The organism is Listeria sp. MAN/IMW/UF555, from assembly GCF_058684075.1.
This window is the reverse complement of sequence record NZ_JBZWZS010000005.1, coordinates 21,368-39,115: the sequence shown is the minus strand read 5'-3', so window position 1 is coordinate 39,115 and position 17,748 is coordinate 21,368. Positions and strand designations below refer to the sequence as shown.

General features: G+C 37.0%; 18 protein-coding genes and 1 tRNA gene. 11 read left to right on the top strand and 8 right to left on the bottom strand.

Going from position 1 to position 17,748, the window contains the following annotated elements; genetic code table 11:
• The first annotated feature begins 92 nt into the window (after positions 1-92).
• From AC4PG8_RS13470 to AC4PG8_RS13455, 4 genes are all read left to right on the top strand, one after another.
• On the top strand, positions 93-2,771 hold the full coding sequence (locus AC4PG8_RS13470) for a sigma-54-dependent transcriptional regulator (RefSeq protein ID WP_185513307.1): 2,679 nt from the start codon (positions 93-95) through the stop codon (positions 2,769-2,771).
• 157 nt (positions 2,772-2,928) lie between these two features.
• Positions 2,929-3,237, top strand: coding sequence for a PTS sugar transporter subunit IIB (locus tag AC4PG8_RS13465; RefSeq protein WP_003762761.1), 309 nt, complete (start codon positions 2,929-2,931; stop codon positions 3,235-3,237).
• A 68-nt stretch (positions 3,238-3,305) separates the two neighbouring features.
• Entirely contained in the window at positions 3,306-3,608 is a 303-nt protein-coding gene (locus tag AC4PG8_RS13460; RefSeq protein ID WP_003722196.1) for a PTS sugar transporter subunit IIA, read from the top strand.
• 21 nt (positions 3,609-3,629) lie between these two features.
• Positions 3,630-4,718 carry a DUF871 domain-containing protein gene (locus AC4PG8_RS13455; RefSeq protein WP_003729776.1) on the top strand — a complete coding sequence of 363 codons (1,089 nt, stop codon included), beginning with the start codon at positions 3,630-3,632 and terminating at the stop codon, positions 4,716-4,718.
• Positions 4,719-4,795: 77 nt separating this feature from the next.
• On the opposite strand, the gene AC4PG8_RS13450 is transcribed toward AC4PG8_RS13455, so the two are convergent.
• The gene (locus tag AC4PG8_RS13450; protein ID WP_185571217.1) at positions 4,796-5,374 is read right to left on the bottom strand and encodes a TetR/AcrR family transcriptional regulator; all 579 of its coding nucleotides are present in this window, start codon (positions 5,372-5,374) and stop codon (positions 4,796-4,798) included.
• A gap of 200 nt (positions 5,375-5,574) precedes the next feature.
• Between AC4PG8_RS13450 and AC4PG8_RS13445 the strand changes: the two genes are divergently transcribed.
• Positions 5,575-6,240 carry a class I SAM-dependent methyltransferase gene (locus tag AC4PG8_RS13445; protein WP_492170449.1) on the top strand — a complete coding sequence of 222 codons (666 nt, stop codon included), beginning with the start codon at positions 5,575-5,577 and terminating at the stop codon, positions 6,238-6,240.
• Between the two features lie 80 nt (positions 6,241-6,320).
• Here AC4PG8_RS13445 and AC4PG8_RS13440 read toward each other — a convergent pair.
• The 5 genes from AC4PG8_RS13440 to AC4PG8_RS13420 form a co-directional block, all read right to left on the bottom strand.
• Positions 6,321-6,392 (bottom strand) — tRNA-Arg (locus AC4PG8_RS13440).
• 109 nt (positions 6,393-6,501) lie between these two features.
• Positions 6,502-7,494 carry a rod-share determining protein MreBH gene (gene mreBH, locus AC4PG8_RS13435; RefSeq protein ID WP_010990971.1) on the bottom strand — a complete coding sequence of 331 codons (993 nt, stop codon included), beginning with the start codon at positions 7,492-7,494 and terminating at the stop codon, positions 6,502-6,504.
• Between the two features lie 220 nt (positions 7,495-7,714).
• A complete protein-coding gene (locus tag AC4PG8_RS13430) occupies positions 7,715-8,974 on the bottom strand; it encodes an MDR family MFS transporter (RefSeq protein WP_003768991.1) in 1,260 nt (419 codons plus the stop codon).
• 102 nt (positions 8,975-9,076) lie between these two features.
• Complete coding sequence (locus AC4PG8_RS13425; RefSeq protein WP_003767291.1) at positions 9,077-10,309, bottom strand: aminopeptidase; 1,233 nt, start codon at positions 10,307-10,309, stop codon at positions 9,077-9,079.
• 137 nt (positions 10,310-10,446) lie between these two features.
• Positions 10,447-10,893 carry a flavodoxin gene (locus AC4PG8_RS13420; RefSeq protein ID WP_003767289.1) on the bottom strand — a complete coding sequence of 149 codons (447 nt, stop codon included), beginning with the start codon at positions 10,891-10,893 and terminating at the stop codon, positions 10,447-10,449.
• A gap of 189 nt (positions 10,894-11,082) precedes the next feature.
• Between AC4PG8_RS13420 and map the strand changes: the two genes are divergently transcribed.
• A complete protein-coding gene (gene map, locus AC4PG8_RS13415) occupies positions 11,083-11,841 on the top strand; it encodes a type I methionyl aminopeptidase (protein WP_003767285.1) in 759 nt (252 codons plus the stop codon).
• Positions 11,842-11,969: 128 nt separating this feature from the next.
• On the top strand, positions 11,970-12,776 hold the full coding sequence (locus AC4PG8_RS13410) for an AAC(3) family N-acetyltransferase (RefSeq protein WP_492170448.1): 807 nt from the start codon (positions 11,970-11,972) through the stop codon (positions 12,774-12,776).
• A 19-nt stretch (positions 12,777-12,795) separates the two neighbouring features.
• Here AC4PG8_RS13410 and AC4PG8_RS13405 read toward each other — a convergent pair whose 3' ends face one another.
• Positions 12,796-13,017 carry a DUF1128 domain-containing protein gene (locus AC4PG8_RS13405; protein ID WP_003768985.1) on the bottom strand — a complete coding sequence of 74 codons (222 nt, stop codon included), beginning with the start codon at positions 13,015-13,017 and terminating at the stop codon, positions 12,796-12,798.
• Positions 13,018-13,107: 90 nt separating this feature from the next.
• Between AC4PG8_RS13405 and AC4PG8_RS13400 the strand changes: the two genes are divergently transcribed.
• The gene (locus tag AC4PG8_RS13400; protein WP_003762733.1) at positions 13,108-13,977 is read left to right on the top strand and encodes a YihY/virulence factor BrkB family protein; all 870 of its coding nucleotides are present in this window, start codon (positions 13,108-13,110) and stop codon (positions 13,975-13,977) included.
• A gap of 27 nt (positions 13,978-14,004) precedes the next feature.
• Here the strand turns inward: AC4PG8_RS13400 and AC4PG8_RS13395 are convergent, their stop codons facing one another.
• Positions 14,005-14,649, bottom strand: coding sequence for a deoxynucleoside kinase (locus AC4PG8_RS13395; RefSeq protein ID WP_492170447.1), 645 nt, complete (start codon positions 14,647-14,649; stop codon positions 14,005-14,007).
• A 105-nt stretch (positions 14,650-14,754) separates the two neighbouring features.
• Between AC4PG8_RS13395 and AC4PG8_RS13390 the strand changes: the two genes are divergently transcribed.
• The 3 genes from AC4PG8_RS13390 to AC4PG8_RS13380 all read left to right on the top strand — a co-directional run bounded on the left by AC4PG8_RS13390 (position 14,755) and on the right by AC4PG8_RS13380 (position 17,745).
• A complete protein-coding gene (locus tag AC4PG8_RS13390) occupies positions 14,755-15,135 on the top strand; it encodes an OsmC family protein (RefSeq protein ID WP_045552641.1) in 381 nt (126 codons plus the stop codon).
• A 64-nt stretch (positions 15,136-15,199) separates the two neighbouring features.
• Positions 15,200-16,573, top strand: a complete 1,374-nt coding sequence (rlmD, locus tag AC4PG8_RS13385) for a 23S rRNA (uracil(1939)-C(5))-methyltransferase RlmD (protein WP_160464844.1) — start codon at positions 15,200-15,202, stop codon at positions 16,571-16,573.
• A 266-nt stretch (positions 16,574-16,839) separates the two neighbouring features.
• Entirely contained in the window at positions 16,840-17,745 is a 906-nt protein-coding gene (locus AC4PG8_RS13380; RefSeq protein WP_003762637.1) for an AraC family transcriptional regulator, read from the top strand.
• Positions 17,746-17,748: the final 3 nt, after the last annotated feature.

Genomic DNA, 17,748 nt, shown 5'->3' with positions numbered 1-17,748 from the left:
TCGCACTTTTTTTTACTTAATTTTTATCGTTGCGAGTATGCTATTTAAAAAGGTATAATGGAAACATAGAGTTTTAAAAAGGAGTAGAGTAGATGTCTAGTAGAAAAGAAGAAGTCCTCCAACTTCTAAATGGAAAAGAAGAAAAAGTATCTGCTGCAGATGTCGCAGAATTGCTTCAAATGGACCGAGCGAACGCTAGTCGTTATCTAAATGATCTTTTTAAAGAAAAAAGAATAGACAAACTTCCTGGGAAACCAGTATTTTATCAGGCTTTAAAAACTGCTTCTAAAATAGAAGAAGTAGCAGGGAGCTTCCAAGAGTCCGCATTTGGAAGATTAATTGGGTCGGAAGATAGTTTGAAAGTAAGTATACAACAAGCAAAAGCAGCAATACTTTATCCACCAAATGGACTTCATAGTTTGATTTTAGGTCGAACTGGGACAGGGAAATCCCTTTTTGCGGAATGTATGTACCAATTTGCGAAAGAATCTCAAACTATTCCAGCTGATGCGCCATTTATATCCTTTAACTGTGCCGATTATGCGCAAAACCCGCAACTTTTATTCGGTCATATTTTTGGTGTTATAAAAGGAGCATACACGGGAGCAGAAGAAACTCGTGAAGGTTTACTAAAAAAAGCGGATGGCGGGATTTTATTTCTAGATGAAATTCACCGTTTACCCCCAGAAGGACAAGAAATGCTCTTTACTTTCATTGATAAAGGCGAATTTCGGCCACTTGGGGAAAGCGCTAACGTTCATCATGCGCAAGTGCAAATCATTGGTGCAACAACAGAATCACCAGATAACTTTTTACTAGAAACGTTCACTAGACGTATTCCGATGACAATCACCTTGCCATCACTTGCTGAAAGAAACCTAGAAGAACGTTATCAATTAGTCGAGTTTTTCTTAAACCAAGAAGCAATCAGGCTGCATCAATCCATTCGCGTGCACCGAAAAGCACTTATTGCCTTTTTACTTTATCATGCAAGTGCCAACGTTGGTCAATTGCAAAGAGATTTAAAACTAGCGTGTGCCAAAGCCTTTTTACATTATAAAACAAAAACAGCTAATTATATTCTAATCGAACAAGATGATTTACCTATTCATGTCCAAAAAGGACTACTACATTTAAAAGACGAACCAGAGAAATTAAACCGCTTAATTGACGTTAATAAAGCGATTTTTAAATTTGTTGATACGAGTGATGCCTCTGCGGAAGTGGAAGATGTGCACGATGTTTACCATGCCATCCAAGAAAAAGCAGACCAGTTAATGAAAGAAGGTAAAGACCAAAGTGAGTTAGAAGAAGCGCTTTATGTCGATGTGGATCAATATTTCCACGACTATATGGTCCAATTACCTACCCACCAAACTGCCAAAGAAATTATCGCGCCAGCAGTTTGGGAATTAACAGAAAAAGTTTACGCAATGGCAGAAGAAAAATTAAATCGTAAATATAATGAAAAAATGAAATTCGCTTTTTCCTTACATTTACAAAGTACGATTGAGCGAGTTCGTGAACAAAAACATATTATTCACCCGGATTTAAATAATATTCGTAAAAAATATCCAAAAGAATTCCAAGTCGCAATTGACTTATCCGCTTTGATTGAGCAAGAGCTTAGCATTGAAATTCCTTTTGATGAAATCGGATTTTTGACAATGTTTTTGACAGAGGAAGTAGTAGATACAGCACTTTCTCAGGAAAATCAAGTCGAAGTAATAGTCATGATGCATGGCAGATCCACTGCAACAAGTATGGTTGAAACCGTGCAAGAGTTACTAAGCATTGAAAGCGGAATTGCCCTCGATATGCCTCTAACAGTTGAAGTGAAAGCGATGTATGAAAAACTAAAACAAACCGTCGTTAAATTAAATCCTGTCAAAGGTGTGTTGATACTTTCTGATATGGGTTCACTCACTTCATTTGGAAATATGCTTACAGAAGAGCTCGGCATCCGCACGAAAACGGTAACGATGGTCAGTACACCTGTTGTACTTGAAGCAATGCGAAAAGCATCTTTAGGTCGAGGTTTAGAAGATATTTACCAAAGTTGTGAGCAATTATTTGAAAATAAATATAAGGCCCATGTTTTACGAGCTAAGCCAGTCAAAAATGCTGTAATCTTTACTTGTTTTACTGGTGAAGGGGTAGCCGAACAACTGCGTAAAGTCGTAGCACCAATTATCGACGAAACGAAAATCGAAATTATCGTGTTACAATTCTTGCATAAAGAAGCTTTCAGAGAGCGGATCGATCAACTGATGGAAGAGTATAATATTTTAGCAATTATGGGTTCAGTTGCTTTTGAATATCGCGACATTCCATTCTTTAGCGCGCTTGAAGTACTATCAGAAGGCGGTTTAGGAATTGTTTCCAGAATTTTAAACGATGAAGTACCTTATGAAAAATTAATCGCCTCATTAGAAGGAAATTTACAAGCCGTGAGTTCTGCTGAGCAACTTGTTTATTTCCTAAGAAAAGTGATTTCAGAACTACAGCTGCAACTTAATGTGATTCTTGAATCTGGTGTAGACATCGGCATGATTCTCCACTTGGCTTTCCTTATCGAGCGTGTCAAACTGGGCGCGGTGGATAGAGAGTTCCCGGATTTAAATGAATTTGCTAAAAATCATATGGTTGAAATGCAGATTACGCAACAAATGATGGAAAACGTTGAAATTGAGTATGATATCGTCATCCCGCAATCAGAAATTGCTTATTTAACTCAGATGATGCTCTCTAATCAGGTGGAAGTTAACTAGAAAAAACAACCTGCCAAGTGTGTATTGTCTTACACACTTGGCTTTTTTACTTGTGTAAGTGGAAAGTTCGTACAGTAGCAACTTATAAGAAGAAAAGTTGGCACATATCTTGCATATTATATATACGTGCAGCTTTTCAAACTAGGAGGTTTATTAAATGAAAAACATCATGTTAGTTTGTTCGGCCGGTATGTCCACAAGTCTTCTCGTAAAAAAAATGACAGAAGCTATCGAAAATAATCATGTAGATGCCACTGTAATTGCAGTTGCAGAAGCTGATTTTGATAAGTATAAGGGCAATGTAGATGTAGTTTTACTTGCTCCACAAGTTCGTTTTTTAGAGAAGAATTTGAAGCGGGTACTGGATCCGCTGGGTATTCCAGTTTCAATCATTAATGGTATTGACTACGGAACAATGGACGGCGAAAAAGTGCTAAATGATGCACTAGCAATGATTAACAAATAACCTCGAGTTCGATACTGCTTGAAGAGGAAAAAGAAACAGTTTTGATAAATGAAAAGGATGTGTAAACAATGGAATTAGAACAAACAATTATGCAATTAATCGTACACGGGGGTAACGCCAAGAGTGACGCAATGTTAGCTATCGAAGCGGCAAAAAAAGGGGATTTTGACGTTGCAGATGAGCAAATCAAAAATGCAGAAGCGGCACTACTTGAAGCGCATCATTCACAAACTTCATTAATTCAAGGAGAAGCGCGCGGCGAAAAAGCAGAAGTTTCTTTACTGTTAGTACACGCACAAGACCACTTAATGAATGCTATTACTTTTAAAGATTTAGCAAAAGAAATTGTTGATTTATACCGTTCTAAATAAGCTTTTGAAGGGATGATTTAAATGAGAAAATTAGGAATATCCGTATTTCCGCAACACGTAGCGCTTGAAGAATCATTAGAATATATTGAAACAGCTGCAAAATATGGTTTTAGCCGTATTTTCACGTGTTTAATTTCTGCTAATGACGAAGCGGAGTTTGCTAAATTAGAAACAATTTGCAAACGCGCTAAAGAACTAGGGTTTGATGTTATTGCTGATGTTGATCCGACTGTATTTGAATCGTTAAATATCACTTACAAAGAATTAGATCGTTTCAAAGAGCTTGGTTTAGCAGGCCTTCGTCTTGATTTAGGCTTCTCTGGTTCAGAAGAAGCCGCAATGTCGTTTGATGATACTGACTTGAAAATTGAATTAAACATTAGTAATGGTACTCGTTACGTTGAAAATATTTTATCTTACCAAGCAAACGTAGGAAATATAATTGGTTGTCACAACTTCTACCCAAGAAAATACACTGGTCTTTCCAGAGAACATTTCTTACGTACAAGTAAACAATTTAAAGACTTAAATTTGCGTACAGCAGCATTCGTTTCTTCTAACAGCGGCGAATTCGGCCCATGGTTTGTTGTGGACGGCGGACTTCCAACAATGGAAGAACATCGCGGCGTGGACATTACTGTTCAAGCAAAAGATCTTTGGAACACCGGCCTTATTGATGATGTCATTGTAGGTAATATGTTTGCTTCAGAAGACGAATTACGCGCTTTAAGCGAATTAAACCGCAATGAATTACAACTCGCTGTTGAATTTTTAGATGGTGCAACAGATGTCGAAAAAGAAATTGTCTTAACACAAAAACATTTCAACCGCGGCGATGCTTCCGAGTACGTTTTACGCTCGACAATGACGCGTGTTAATTTCAAACAATTTGATTTCCCAGCACATGACACAAACACCATTGCAAAAGGCGATGTAACAATCGACAACGACGGCTACGAACGCTACAAAGGCGAAATGCAAGTAGCCCTTCAAGAAATGGAAAACTCCGGCAACACTAACATTGTCGCACGAATTGTTCCAGAAGAGCGTTATTTACTCGATACAATTTTACCTTGGCAACATTTTAGATTGGTTGAGAAGAAGAAATAAAACAACTATAAATAGTACTAAAAAACGCCTGTAATCCTTATTTATAAAAGGACTGCAGGCGTTTTAATGTATTAAAATTAAGCTTTCCCAATCAACCCATACAAAAACAAATGAATAATCTCCGCTTGTTTCTTCTCTAGCTCTTCTTCTGGAATTGTCAAACCTAATCCATTAATAGAATCAATGAAAAGTTGGATTACATCATCAGAAATGTCGTTATTGATTACTTTTGCTTTTTTTCCAGCGGCAACATATTCCATATAAATATCATTTTTTAACTTGTTAATATTGTTTACTAAAAGTGTTATAAATTGAGAATCCTTGATAGCTTCTGTGGATATAAATTTACTTAAAGAAACATTGATTTCCGCATGACAAAGTTGGATGGCGCGTGTTAGTTTTTCTGTAAAAGTACCTTCAGAAACTAATATTTCTTCGGCTAAAGAAATCGTATCTTGCATAATGACTTTGGCACATTCAGCAACGAGAGCTTCCTTATTTCCAAAATAATTATATATAGAAACCTGGGAGACCCCGGCGAGACTTGCTATATCTTTAATACTAACTTCCGAAAAACCAGCTTTTCCAAATAGCGTTAACGCAGCATGAGTGATAGCTGTTTTCTTTTTAAGCGTTCTTTTCTCGTAATTATTCATTACACACATCCTCCATTTTTATGCTAGCAATAATATACCATAATTTTTTCCATTTTGAAATATTAGCACCTATATTTCAAAATAACTTGACTTTAATAGCCGAATTATCATACAATAGTTTTGAAATATGGTAACTTATATTTCAAAACTATATATCGAAATACGAAAGGCTATGAACTCGTGAAGGGAATGTAACTGCGATGAAAATGACAAAAAAGAAGAAATTCACTTTAACTATTCTTGGGGGAGTACTCGTGTTAAGTTTTATTTTATATAAGCCGTTGATTAACTATTTAAGTGGTCAAGCTGCCAATCCACGCGGAATTATTGGTGAAATTACTACCAAAATATGGTCATCGTATTTTGAAGATTTGAGTAAATGGACGATTAATAATACAGAAATGGCGGGCGTTACAAAAGTTTTAGACGTTGGTTATGGGGGAGGTTCCAATGTTAAAAATCTAGTGAACTTAGATCAGAATCTAACAATTTATGGTATCGATATTTCCAAAGAGTCCTATAAAACAGCCAGTGCTTTAAATAAAAAAGCCATAAGTGATGGAAAAGTTAAGCTAACTGTAGCTGATGTAGCGGATATGGATTATAGGGAGGAGTCTTTTGACTTAGTTTATGCTATCCAAACTCACATGTACTGGGATAATCTCCAAAAAGGCTTTGAAGAAATCTATCGGGTCATGTCACAAGATGGTGTTTTAATACTGTCGTCCGAAAAAGATAAAATTGATTATCATATGGACGAATATAAAACAACCACCTCACTAACAGCACTCTTAAAAGAAATTGGTTTTAGGGAAGTCGTGGAGAAAGAGAAAGGAAATTGGTTTTTGTATACGATCAGAAAATAACAGATCCATGTCTAGTTTCTAATTAAAGTCACTAAAAAGCCGAAAGCCTTGATTTCTCAAGAGCTTTCGGCTTTTTAGGACGCCCATACGCGGAATCGAACCACGAACTAGCCCTTAGGAGGGGCTTGTTATATCCGTTTAACTATATGGGCTTTGAAATGCAAACAACAGAAATAAGTTTACCAGAAATAAACATGAAGAGCAAGATAAATAAGCATTTGAAAAAGCGTATAGAATGCCTTTTCAAATGCTTATAAAGTATCAAATTTTAGCTAATTTATCTACAAAAGCAAGTGATCTGCCAGTACCAATTGCGACAGATTCAAGCGGACTTGGAGCCATATGTACAGGAACATCAATTTCTTGCACCAGCCAGTCACGGAAACCTTGGAGAAGAGATCCGCCGCCACTTAAAATAATACCACGATCAACAATATCGCCACTTAACTCAGGAGGGCACATTTCAAGAGTATTTCGAATTGCTTCAAGAATACGTTGCAATGTCTCTTCAAGAGCGCTTTGTATTTCCGTAGAACTTACTTGAATTGTTTTTGGTAAACCAGTGAGTAAATCACGCCCACGAATATCAGCTGTTTGAGCTACATGTTCAATTGGCGCAAATCCTAATTCCATTTTAATACGTTCAGCAGTTGCTTGGCCGATTAAAAGGTTGTAGTTTTTACGGATGTATTGAATAATTTCTTCATCCATATGATCTCCACCAGTTCGAACGGAAGTACTAGAAACGACACCACCATAAGAAATAATAGCAATTTCGCTCGTACCGCCTCCAATATCCACAATAACATTCGCAACAGGCTCAGCAACCGGTAAATCTGCCCCAATAGCAGCAGCAACAGGCTCTTCAATTAGAGCAACCGAACGAGCACCAGTGGATCTTACCGCATCAGAAATAGCGCGACGTTCCACAGAAGTTGCTCCAGTAGGTGTACAAACTACGACATTTGGTTTTCTAACGCCGCTAGTTGAAATTCTTCGCATAATTTCGCGTAACAATCCGCTTGTTAAATCAAAATCAGCAATTACACCATCTTTCATTGGTCTCACAGCGGAAATAGAAGTTGGCGTTTTACCAATCATTTCTTTTGCTTCATGACCAATCGCAAGTACCGTACCATCATTCGTATTTAGCGCGACCACAGAAGGCTCATTCAAGATAATTCCTTTTTCTTTACTGTAAACTAAAATATTCGCAGTACCTAAATCAATCCCAATAGTTGTTGTTCCAAACATTCTCACACCTAACTTTCTATTAAAAATAACGAGTCAATTCTAGGTGTATAAATAACAGTATAGACTCTTTTCACCTTATAAGCATTATTTAAACATGCTTGACATCAAAAGGTAATTTAAACGCGGAATAAAGCTGGTGTTTTAGCCATTTCGTAAAAAAATCGTAAAAAAAGTAATCCAATCAAAAAACGACTATCCATCCATAGATAGTCGTTTTTCATTAGGAAACTTTACGTTGTTTTTCAAATTCCGAATACATATAATAATAAATTAATCCACTAACGAGCGCCAAAACACCAATAATTGTAAAAGTTCCAGTGTAGCCAATTAAAGTAGAAAGCGTAATCGCGAGTGGGGCAATAACTTTACCAAGCGTATAACGGAGACCAGCAGCAGAAAAATACATTGCTCGCTTATCTTCCGGAGCTAATTGGGATACAAAGGTTTGTTGTAAACCAACTGTCATCAATTCCGCAAAGCTAAAGAGAATAATTGCGCAAATCGCACCCCATGGACCAGTGGAAATACCAAACAAGAATATGGCAACTGCATAAAGGAAAGAAGAATTCATAAAAACAAATTTCTCTCTAAAATGACTCATCCAGCGAGTAACAACGACTGTTAAAGCTGCCACAAAGAATCCGTTGATAGAAACAATTACACCAAACAGCTGCTCCCCAGTAAAATGAAACGCGAACAAGTTAGATGCACCGATAACTTCTTTAATATATAGCGGGAATAGTAAATCCAGTTGCATAAACGACTGAGAAACAATAATGCCAGCAATAATGTATAAGAAGAAAATCTTATCCTTAAAAATAACTTTATAATTTTTAAGTTGCTCCAATAAAACTGCTCCAATACTTTTCCGAACAACTTCTTTTTGCAAATCAGGATTAACTAAAAGTGGTGCTGTTTCATGACCAAATTTTTGCAGTAAAAATAGTAATAATAAATCCGCACAAACAATTGCAAGTAGTGTTTCAGTCGTAAAATTATAAAATAGTACAGAACCAAGAATCGGTCCGATAACCACCGCGATGTTAATCATCATGTAGAAAACAGAATAAATATGTGTCCGGTGTTCAGGAGGCACGACATCAGCAATCATCGCTTGACTCGCAGGCTGATAAAAAGCCATGAAAACACTGGCAATGGCAAACCCAGCAAAACTCAAGTAAGGAGAATCCACAACATGAAGTGCACCTATTGCAAAAACAAGAAAACCGAAGCCTTCTCCAATGACAGAAATACTCATCATCCGTTTTCTACCAAAGTTATCAGCGAAGTAACCTCCAAGTAATGCCGTAAAAACAGCTAACACTTGCGAAATAATCAGTAGTAAACTTGTAAGCTCTCGTCCAATACTTTCAGAAAAATAAATTGTTAAAAAGGGGAAGACCATCCAAAAAGAAATATCGAGTAGTGCTTCCCCAAAAAGCCTTACTTTTAAATTGATGTCCCAAGTTCTAAATTTCATCTAATGCACCTCGCTCTCTTCTATGAAAAATAACAAACGAAAACCCTTGAAAGCAAAGAGCTACAAGGGTTTTACGCAAAAGGTATAAGGTTTAAAAAAGGATTAGAATGCCCAATCACCTTTACGGAAAACAGGAACAACTTCACCAGATTCGGTTACACCATCAATGTCCATTTCAGAAGAACCAATCATGAAGTCAACGTGTGTCAAACTATTGTTTACACCAGCAGCTTCTAATTCTTCGCGAGACATTTCTTCGCCACCTTTAACATTAAACGCATACGCACTACCGATTGCTAGGTGGTTAGATGCATTTTCGTCAAATAGCGTGTTGTAGAATAAAATGCCGGATTGGGAAATAGGGGATGGATCTGGAACTAGAGCCACTTCGCCTAAATAATGAGAACCTTCATCCGTTGCGATTAAATCTTTTAAAATTTCTTCGCCAGATGCAGCTTCAACACCAACAATTCGACCTTTTTCGAAAGTGATTTTGAAGTCATCAATAATATTTCCTGCATAACTAAGTGGTTTCGTACTTGAAACATAGCCTTCCACTTTTAGTTTATCCGCACAACAGAAAACTTCTTCTGTTGGCATATTGGCCATAAATTCATGTCCTTTTTTGTTCTTACTACCAGCGCCAACCCAAAGATGGTTTTTTGGAAGACCAATTGTAAGGTCAGTTCCAGGAGCCGTATAATGTAAAGAAGTAAATTGTTTTTCATTTAAACTTTCTGCTTTGGCAGCAAGTGTTTGATCATGATTTTTCCAAGTTTCTACCGGGTTTTCAGTGTTAATACGAGTTGTTTCAAAAATAGCTTCCCAAAGTGTTTCCATTTGTTCTTCAGGTGTTAAATCTGGGAATACTTTTGCTGCCCAACCTTGTGAAGCTGCTGCAACAACTGTCCAGCTTACAACATTTGCTTGCATTAACTCACGAAACTCGCTCATTGCGCCACCCATTGTTTTTTGGAAAGTGGCAATTTTGTTGCTATCTACGCCATTTAGTAAATCTGGATCTTCAGATGTAATTGAAATAAAACAAGCGCCTTCTTTGGCAAGTTCTGTTTTTTCTGCAACACGGTGAACCGGAGCGCTTTCAAAAACGCGTAGTGGAGCATTTTTGTAACGTAATGCGCCTAATTCTTCATCACGCCAATCCATAATGACATCCTCTGCGCCTACTTCAAAAGCATACTTAGAGATAAGGCGCACAAGGGGAGCCGCGTCAACTGGAGCCATAATTACTACTTTCTGTTCAGGTTGGACGTTTACCCCAACTTTTACAATCAATTCTGCATATTTTTCTAATTTTTCACTAAATACTGTCATAATTAATCACTCCAATCTTTTTATTCAATACGAGAATTGTATCTCAATTAATGAGGTAAAGCAACCACGAGGCTACTGTTTTTGCTATTTTTAAATAAATAAAAAAGCAAGTCCAAAAAAGAGGACTTGCTTTGAAATTATCCTTTTAATGCCTCGACGAAAGTTTTTGCATAACTTTCTGCGCGAACAACATCTTCTTCGTCAGGATCAAGGTCTACTTTTAGCCCAGCAACTGGAACTGTAGCGCCTTGTTCTTTCAGACGAGTTTCAACTAAATCAACTGTTAAGCAATATTCATCATAAAAAGTATCGCCAGAACCGAAAGAAGCGCAAACTTTGCCGCTAAAATCAACGTCGGCCATATCTTCGTAAAAATCAACAAATTCATCAGGTAGTTGACCATCATCATAAGTGTAGCCACCGATTAGAGCGCCATCATATTCTAGTAAATCTTCAGGATCAACTGAAATACACTCTTCAATTTCAACTTCAATATCGTATTTTTCTAATTCTTCACCTAAAATGTCGGCAATTTCTTGTGTATTACCAGTCATGCTGGCATAAACGATCATAACTTTTGTCATTTTGCATCCCCATTTTCTGAATTTTTTATTGTTTAAAATGGCACAAACCAGTCTACCATTTTTTCAACTGATACATTCTATTATAAATGTCTTCAGAAAAACTGCAACCTTTTTTCCAGATTACTTTATTTCTAACGGTTTTCAAGCTATAATAGTAAATAGTGGAAATTTTAGAAGGGAATGAAAAGAATGATTACACTCAAATCAAGACGTGAAATTGATGAGATGAAAGCAGCGGGGAAAATCCTTGCCGATACGCATAAAGAACTTAAAAAAATTATTAAACCTGGTATTACAAGCTGGGATTTAGAAGTATTTACAGATGAATTTTTACGCAAAAATGGCGCAACTCCAGAACAAAAAGGGTTTGAAGGCTACGAATATGCCATTTGTGCAAGTATCAATGATGAAATTTGTCATGGTTTTCCTCGCAAACAGAAGTTAAATCAAGGCGATATTATTACAGTAGATATGGTCGTGAACTATCACGGTGCGCTTGCTGATTCAGCTTGGACTTATGCAGTAGGTGAAGTTTCTGATGAAGTGAAGCATTTAATGGATGTAACGCATAAAGCTCTTTATCTTGGGATTGAACAAGCACAAGTAGGAGCACGAGTAGGCGACATTGGTCACGCTATCCAAACATATGTAGAGTCTGAAAATCTTGCTGTTGTACGTGAGTTTATCGGCCACGGTGTTGGACCTACTTTACATGAAAAACCAGATATTCCTCATTATGGTAAAGCAGGAAAAGGATTACGTTTAAAAGAAGGTATGGTTATTACCGTTGAACCAATGGTAAACATGGGAGCATGGAAAGCTAAAATGGACGATAACGGCTGGACTGCAAGAACCGTTGATGGATCTTTATCTGCTCAATATGAACATACTTTTGCTATTACAAAAGATGGCCCAGAAATTTTAACGTATCAAGGCGAAAATGATTAATTAAACTAGTTAGCCAGATGCATTTAGAACAGAATTCGAGTAAAAACACTTGTAGTTATTACACTGTTTTACTTTGACGTTTTTTTCTAGGCATCTGGCTTTATTTTTTAGAGGTGGTGACAGGGCAATTGGGAGAAAAAATGGCCATCTGGCGAACAAAAAAACCAGCAACAAAACAAAAAATCGTGTCAGACCTGAAAAAAGCGGGTATTAAAGAAGGTGATACGGTTATTTTTCATGCCTCCATGTCGAAAGCACACTGGATTTGCGGGGGACCTGTGGCGGTGATTTATGCACTTCAAGAGACAGTTGGCATTGATGGAAATATCGTCATGCCAGCGCAAACTGGACAATTGAGCGATCCGGCAAAGTGGGAAAATCCTCCTGTTCCAGAAAGCTGGTGGAAAATAATCCGAGCAGAAACGCCACCCTTTGATCCATTAGTAACACCAACCCGTAGTATGGGCGTCATTGCGGAAACATTTCGAGCTATGCCAGATGTGGGGCGCAGTTTTCATCCATATCATTCGTTTTGCGCTTGGGGGAAAGATAAAGAAGAAATACTTGCTCACCAGCCTCTTTCGAAAAGTTTAGGGGATGATTCACCGCTCGGTAAGTTATATCAACTTTCGGCTAAAATCATTTTGTTTGGAGTGGATAACAATAATAATACTTCTCTTCATTTAGCAGAAGAGAGGTCAAATGTATTTCCGCTTATCGAAAATCAAGCTGCATTTTTGAAACAAGGTGAGATTGTTTGGGAGAAGTATCAGGAAATTGATTATAACAGTGAAGCGTTTATCGCGTTAGGTCGTACATATGAGAAAGAACGTGATTTTCACCCAACGACGGTTATAGGAGCGCCAACTAAAATCTATGATATGCGTGATTTAGTAGATTTTGGAACCCATTATTTCCAAACAAAAAACCACTAAATAGTGGCTGGAATTTGTTTTATTTTCTAATCCGACGCAACTCTTCTGCAAATAATTGCATTTCGCGTGGGCTAAAATTTGATTTACGTTTAATTAGCTGATAAATATCAGTAAGTGCGTTATAATCAACAGAGTCAAGCTCGAGATTTTCAAAAACGCCAACATTCACCATTTTTAGTTTAGTAGTAATTTCTGCTAACATAAAATCTAAGTTTTCCTGTGAAGGGGTTTCAAGATTCATCTTTTTGCTCCTTTCAAGCTAATAGACAAAATTTTACCATAATAGAAGAAAAACTTCCAGATGAATGACTAGAAAAAGGGGGCCTTATCAGTGTGGAAAAAAGTAGTAAAATATATTAAACATAACGGAATTGTCCAAGTGGGCCAAACAGTAAGCGCACGAGTAGGGCGAAATGATGTTTCTGGGAATGCAGCACAGTTAGCTTATTATATGCTGTTTTCGATTTTCCCAATGCTTCTAATCGCGGCCACTTTGCTCGCTTATCTTCATATTGATAAAGATTCGGTTTTTAATATGATAAAAGAATTTGCACCAGATCAGATTATGGACTTTTTAGAAGAAAATTTAAATACCTTACTAACGCAGAAAAACGGTGGATTACTTTCTATCGGGATTATCGCGACTTTATGGTCGGCATCTAATGGTATGAATGCCGTAATGAAATCGCTCAATAAAGCATATGGAGTTACGAATAAACGGAATTATGTCGTACAACGATTATTATCGATGTTTTTCACTTTAGCAATGCTTGCAACGGTGGGGGCAACTTTGCTATTACTCGTATTTGGACAACAAATTGGAATGTTTTTAATTAACCATTTGAATTTCTCGGAAGACTTTCTTAGTTTTTGGAATAATCTTCGTTGGACTGTTACGCTCGTCGTTATTTTTGTCGTTTTTACCTTTTTATATTGGGTGGCGCCAAATAGACGTAGTACGTTAATTAGTGTTCTCCCTGGAGCGCTTTTTTCAACCATTGGCTGGACAATAGCTTCAGTTGGATTTGCGTATTATGTAAATAACTTCGGCAATTATTCCGCAACATATGGTAGTATCGGTGTGATTATTATTTTAATGTTGTGGTTTTACTTAACTGGTATTATTTTAATGATCGGCGGAGAGCTAAATGCAACACTTGCAATCCGTAAAAAGAAAAAAGAACTAGGCGAAATCAATTAAAAAACGCTAAAACTGCAGTGAGCAGTTTTAGCGTTTTAATTTTTCATGAATGAGTTGCATGACGTATTTCGCGTCGCTTGGTTTATTAATATCAACTTCATCAATATTAATAACGAGTGTATCACTTTTATCATAAGACTCAAACCAGCTATCGTAGCGACTGTGGAGATGCTTATAGTAATCAAGTAAGCCAGGATTATCATCGATTTGCTCATAAGGACGGCCACGCAAGGAAATTCTACTTAAAACAGTATCTAAACTTCCGCGCAAATAAATCAATAAATCCGGCGCTTTTTTTGGCATATATGCAAGTTCTTCCATCATATTATCAAGCAAATCAAGATATGTATCCATCTCAGGTTCCGAAATGTTACCTTCTTCAAAATTAATTTGCGTAAAAAGCGCATCTTCATAAATGCTTCGATCAAGCACATTATTTTGATCCGTTAATGCAGCTTTAATACTGCGAAAACGGGTATTTAAAAAATATATTTGTAAGGCAAAAGCCCATCTTTTTGGGTCATCATAAAACATTTCAAGGATGCGATTATCCTTAATGCTTTCATAAAATGCCTTTGTTCCAAGTTCATTTGCAATTAGCTCTGTATAACTACTTTTCCCAGCGCCAATCATTCCTGCTAAAACAATCACTTTATTTCCTACTCCTTTCATAACACGAGTAGCCTCCTTTTTGGTCGACTATCTGTTCATTATACTACTAATTTGCTTAATAAGGAGATTTTTTGTACGATAAAAGAGAAGAAATGAGGGATAATGATGACAAAACCATTAAAGCTAGTTTATACCGAAAATGGGTTTGACACAGGAAGTTTTTTAATTGATGATAAAATGACCGATTATTCACCAGCAGATTTGATGTTGATGTCTATTGCCAGTTGTAGCGCCATTGTTTTTCGTAACATTTTAAGGAAAAAACGAGTGGATTTTACTGATTTATGGGTAGATGCAACAATGGAACGTATTCCTGAAGAAGAAAATCGGATTAGCGCGATTCATCTTCATTTTAAAATAACTGGTGCTGATTTGGATCCTAATCCACTTGAAAAAGCGCTAAAATTAACCCCAAAATACTGTTCGATGGTTCGTTCTGTCGAAAAAAGTATTATTGTCGATGAAAGTCTTGAAATCATGCCATAAACTACTGACAAGTGGCAGTTTTTTTGTTAGTATTAATGAAGACTTGGAATGATGGAGGAAAATAATGAATCAAAATCCAGTAGAAGAAGGCCAAAAGTTCCCGCTAACTATTAGACGAATGGGAATCAACGGGGAAGGAATCGGCTACTTTAAAAAAGCAGTTGTATTTGTACCTGGCGCAATTACCGGTGAAGAGGTGGTTGTTGAAGCAGTTAAGGTTCGCGATCGCTTTACCGAAGCAAAATTAAATAAAATTCGTAAAAAATCTCCAAACCGAGTTACCGCACCTTGCCCAGTATACGAGGCGTGTGGTGGTTGCCAGTTGCAACATGTGGCTTATAGCGCCCAGCTTGAACTAAAACGAGATATTGTTATTCAATCAATCGAAAAACATACAAAAATCGACCCAACAAAATTAAAAATCCGCCCAACAATCGGTATGGAAGACCCGTGGCGCTACCGAAATAAAAGTCAATTCCAAACAAGAATGGTAGGCAGTGGTCAAGTCGAAACAGGACTTTTCGGAGCCAATTCTCACCAACTTGTTCCGATTGAAGATTGTATCGTCCAGCAACCAGTTACCATCAAAGTAACGAATTTTGTCCGTGATTTACTCGAAAAATACGGCGTGCCGATTTATGATGAAAAAGCAGGCAGTGGTATCGTCCGTACAATTGTCGTCCGTACAGGCGTAAAAACCGGTGAAACACAACTCGTCTTCATTACAAATAGTAAAAAGCTCCCTAAAAAACGCGAAATGCTAGCAGAAATCGAAGTAGCTCTTCCAGAAGTCACTTCAATTATGCAAAACGTCAACCAAGCAAAATCCTCACTTATTTTTGGTGACGAAACGTTCCTTTTAGCAGGAAAAGAAAGCATTGAAGAAAAATTAATGGAACTCGAATTCGATTTATCAGCCCGTGCCTTTTTCCAATTAAATCCGTTCCAAACAGAGCGGCTCTACCAAGAAGTTGAGAAAGCACTCGTACTAACAGGCAGTGAAACATTAGTAGATGCTTATTGCGGGGTTGGAACAATCGGCCAAGCATTTGCCGGCAAAGTTAAAGAAGTTCGCGGTATGGATATTATTCCAGAATCCATTGAAGATGCCAAACGAAACGCGGAGAAAAATGGTATCGAAAATGTTTATTATGAAGTAGGGAAAGCAGAAGATGTATTGCCAAAATGGGTAAATGAAGGTTTTCGCCCAGATGCAGTGATCGTTGACCCACCAAGAAGCGGCTGTGACCAAGGTTTAATTAAATCGCTGTTACAAGTAGAAGCCAAACAACTTGTTTACGTATCCTGTAATCCGTCTACGCTTGCTCGCGATTTAGCCTTGCTAGCAAAGAAATATCAAATTCGCTATATGCAACCCGTTGATATGTTCCCGCAAACAGCTCATGTCGAGTCAGTAACATTACTACAACGACGCTAAGGCTGGGAACTTAAATTTTTAGTTTATCCTATTAACAATCGTTGAAAATAAAAGTCAATTTAAAATGACCGTGACATCAATTAATGTAACTATTAATTTACATGATAAAGACGCTTCTGTAGAAGGAGCGTCTTTTTTTTACACCCAATTTATGAAAGAAAGCGAGCATTAAATCTAACTACAGAAAGCCTCAATAATTGTTGTTTCATATGTTTTTAAAATACCCTATAATGAAGTTATGGCTTCATAAAAAGGAGTGTTATGTTGTGACAACGAGCAAATATGAAAACGAATATTGGAAACATATTTTCGCCTTACAAGATTATATTGAAGCTCATCCAGCAGAGAATTTCACATCCGAACAATTAGCAAAAATTGCTGGATTATCCAAATACCACTTTCATAGAATTTTTAAAGCGTTAACAAATGAGTCGATATTTCAATATACAACAAGAATAAAAATGGAATGGGCGCTTGGCTTACTAATGAATCGAAAGGATTTAACAATAACAGATGTAGCATATGAACTCGGCTTCAGCGATTCTTCTGTTTTTTCTAGGGCATTCAAGAAATATTTTGATGTGTCTCCTATAGAAATTAGAAAACAAAATAGCAACAATTGCAAAGAGAATTTTCTTACTTCCCGCTATAATAAGCCTGTAGATGAAAAACAATATAATATTCAAGGCAAAGTAACCATTACTACGCTACAGAATATACCTGTCATCTATAAGAGAATAGTAGGTTCTTACAAGGAATTAGAACTCACCAACCCTTTGAGTGAACTCTTTCAATATGGAATGGAGCATGATTTACTTGATAAAGATTCATCGTTTCCGTTGACAATTTACCATAGCCATCCCGATATAACAACAGCTGATAATCAGAGAGCTAGTAGTTGTATTATTATTAAACATAATGTTAAAAAGTTAGACAGTGAGGAAATCGGGCTTATGGAGATACCTTCTGGGTTATACGGCGTCATTCATTTTGAAATACGTCAAAAAGAGTATCCAGATGCTTGGGATTTTGTTTACGGAAAGTGGCTTCCTTCTAGTGGTTATTTGCCAGCAAACTCATTTCCATTTGAAGTATATTTAAACAATCCACTGGAAGACCCACTTCAAAAACATATTGTGGATATCTATATTCCTATTGAACCAATAAACTAATTA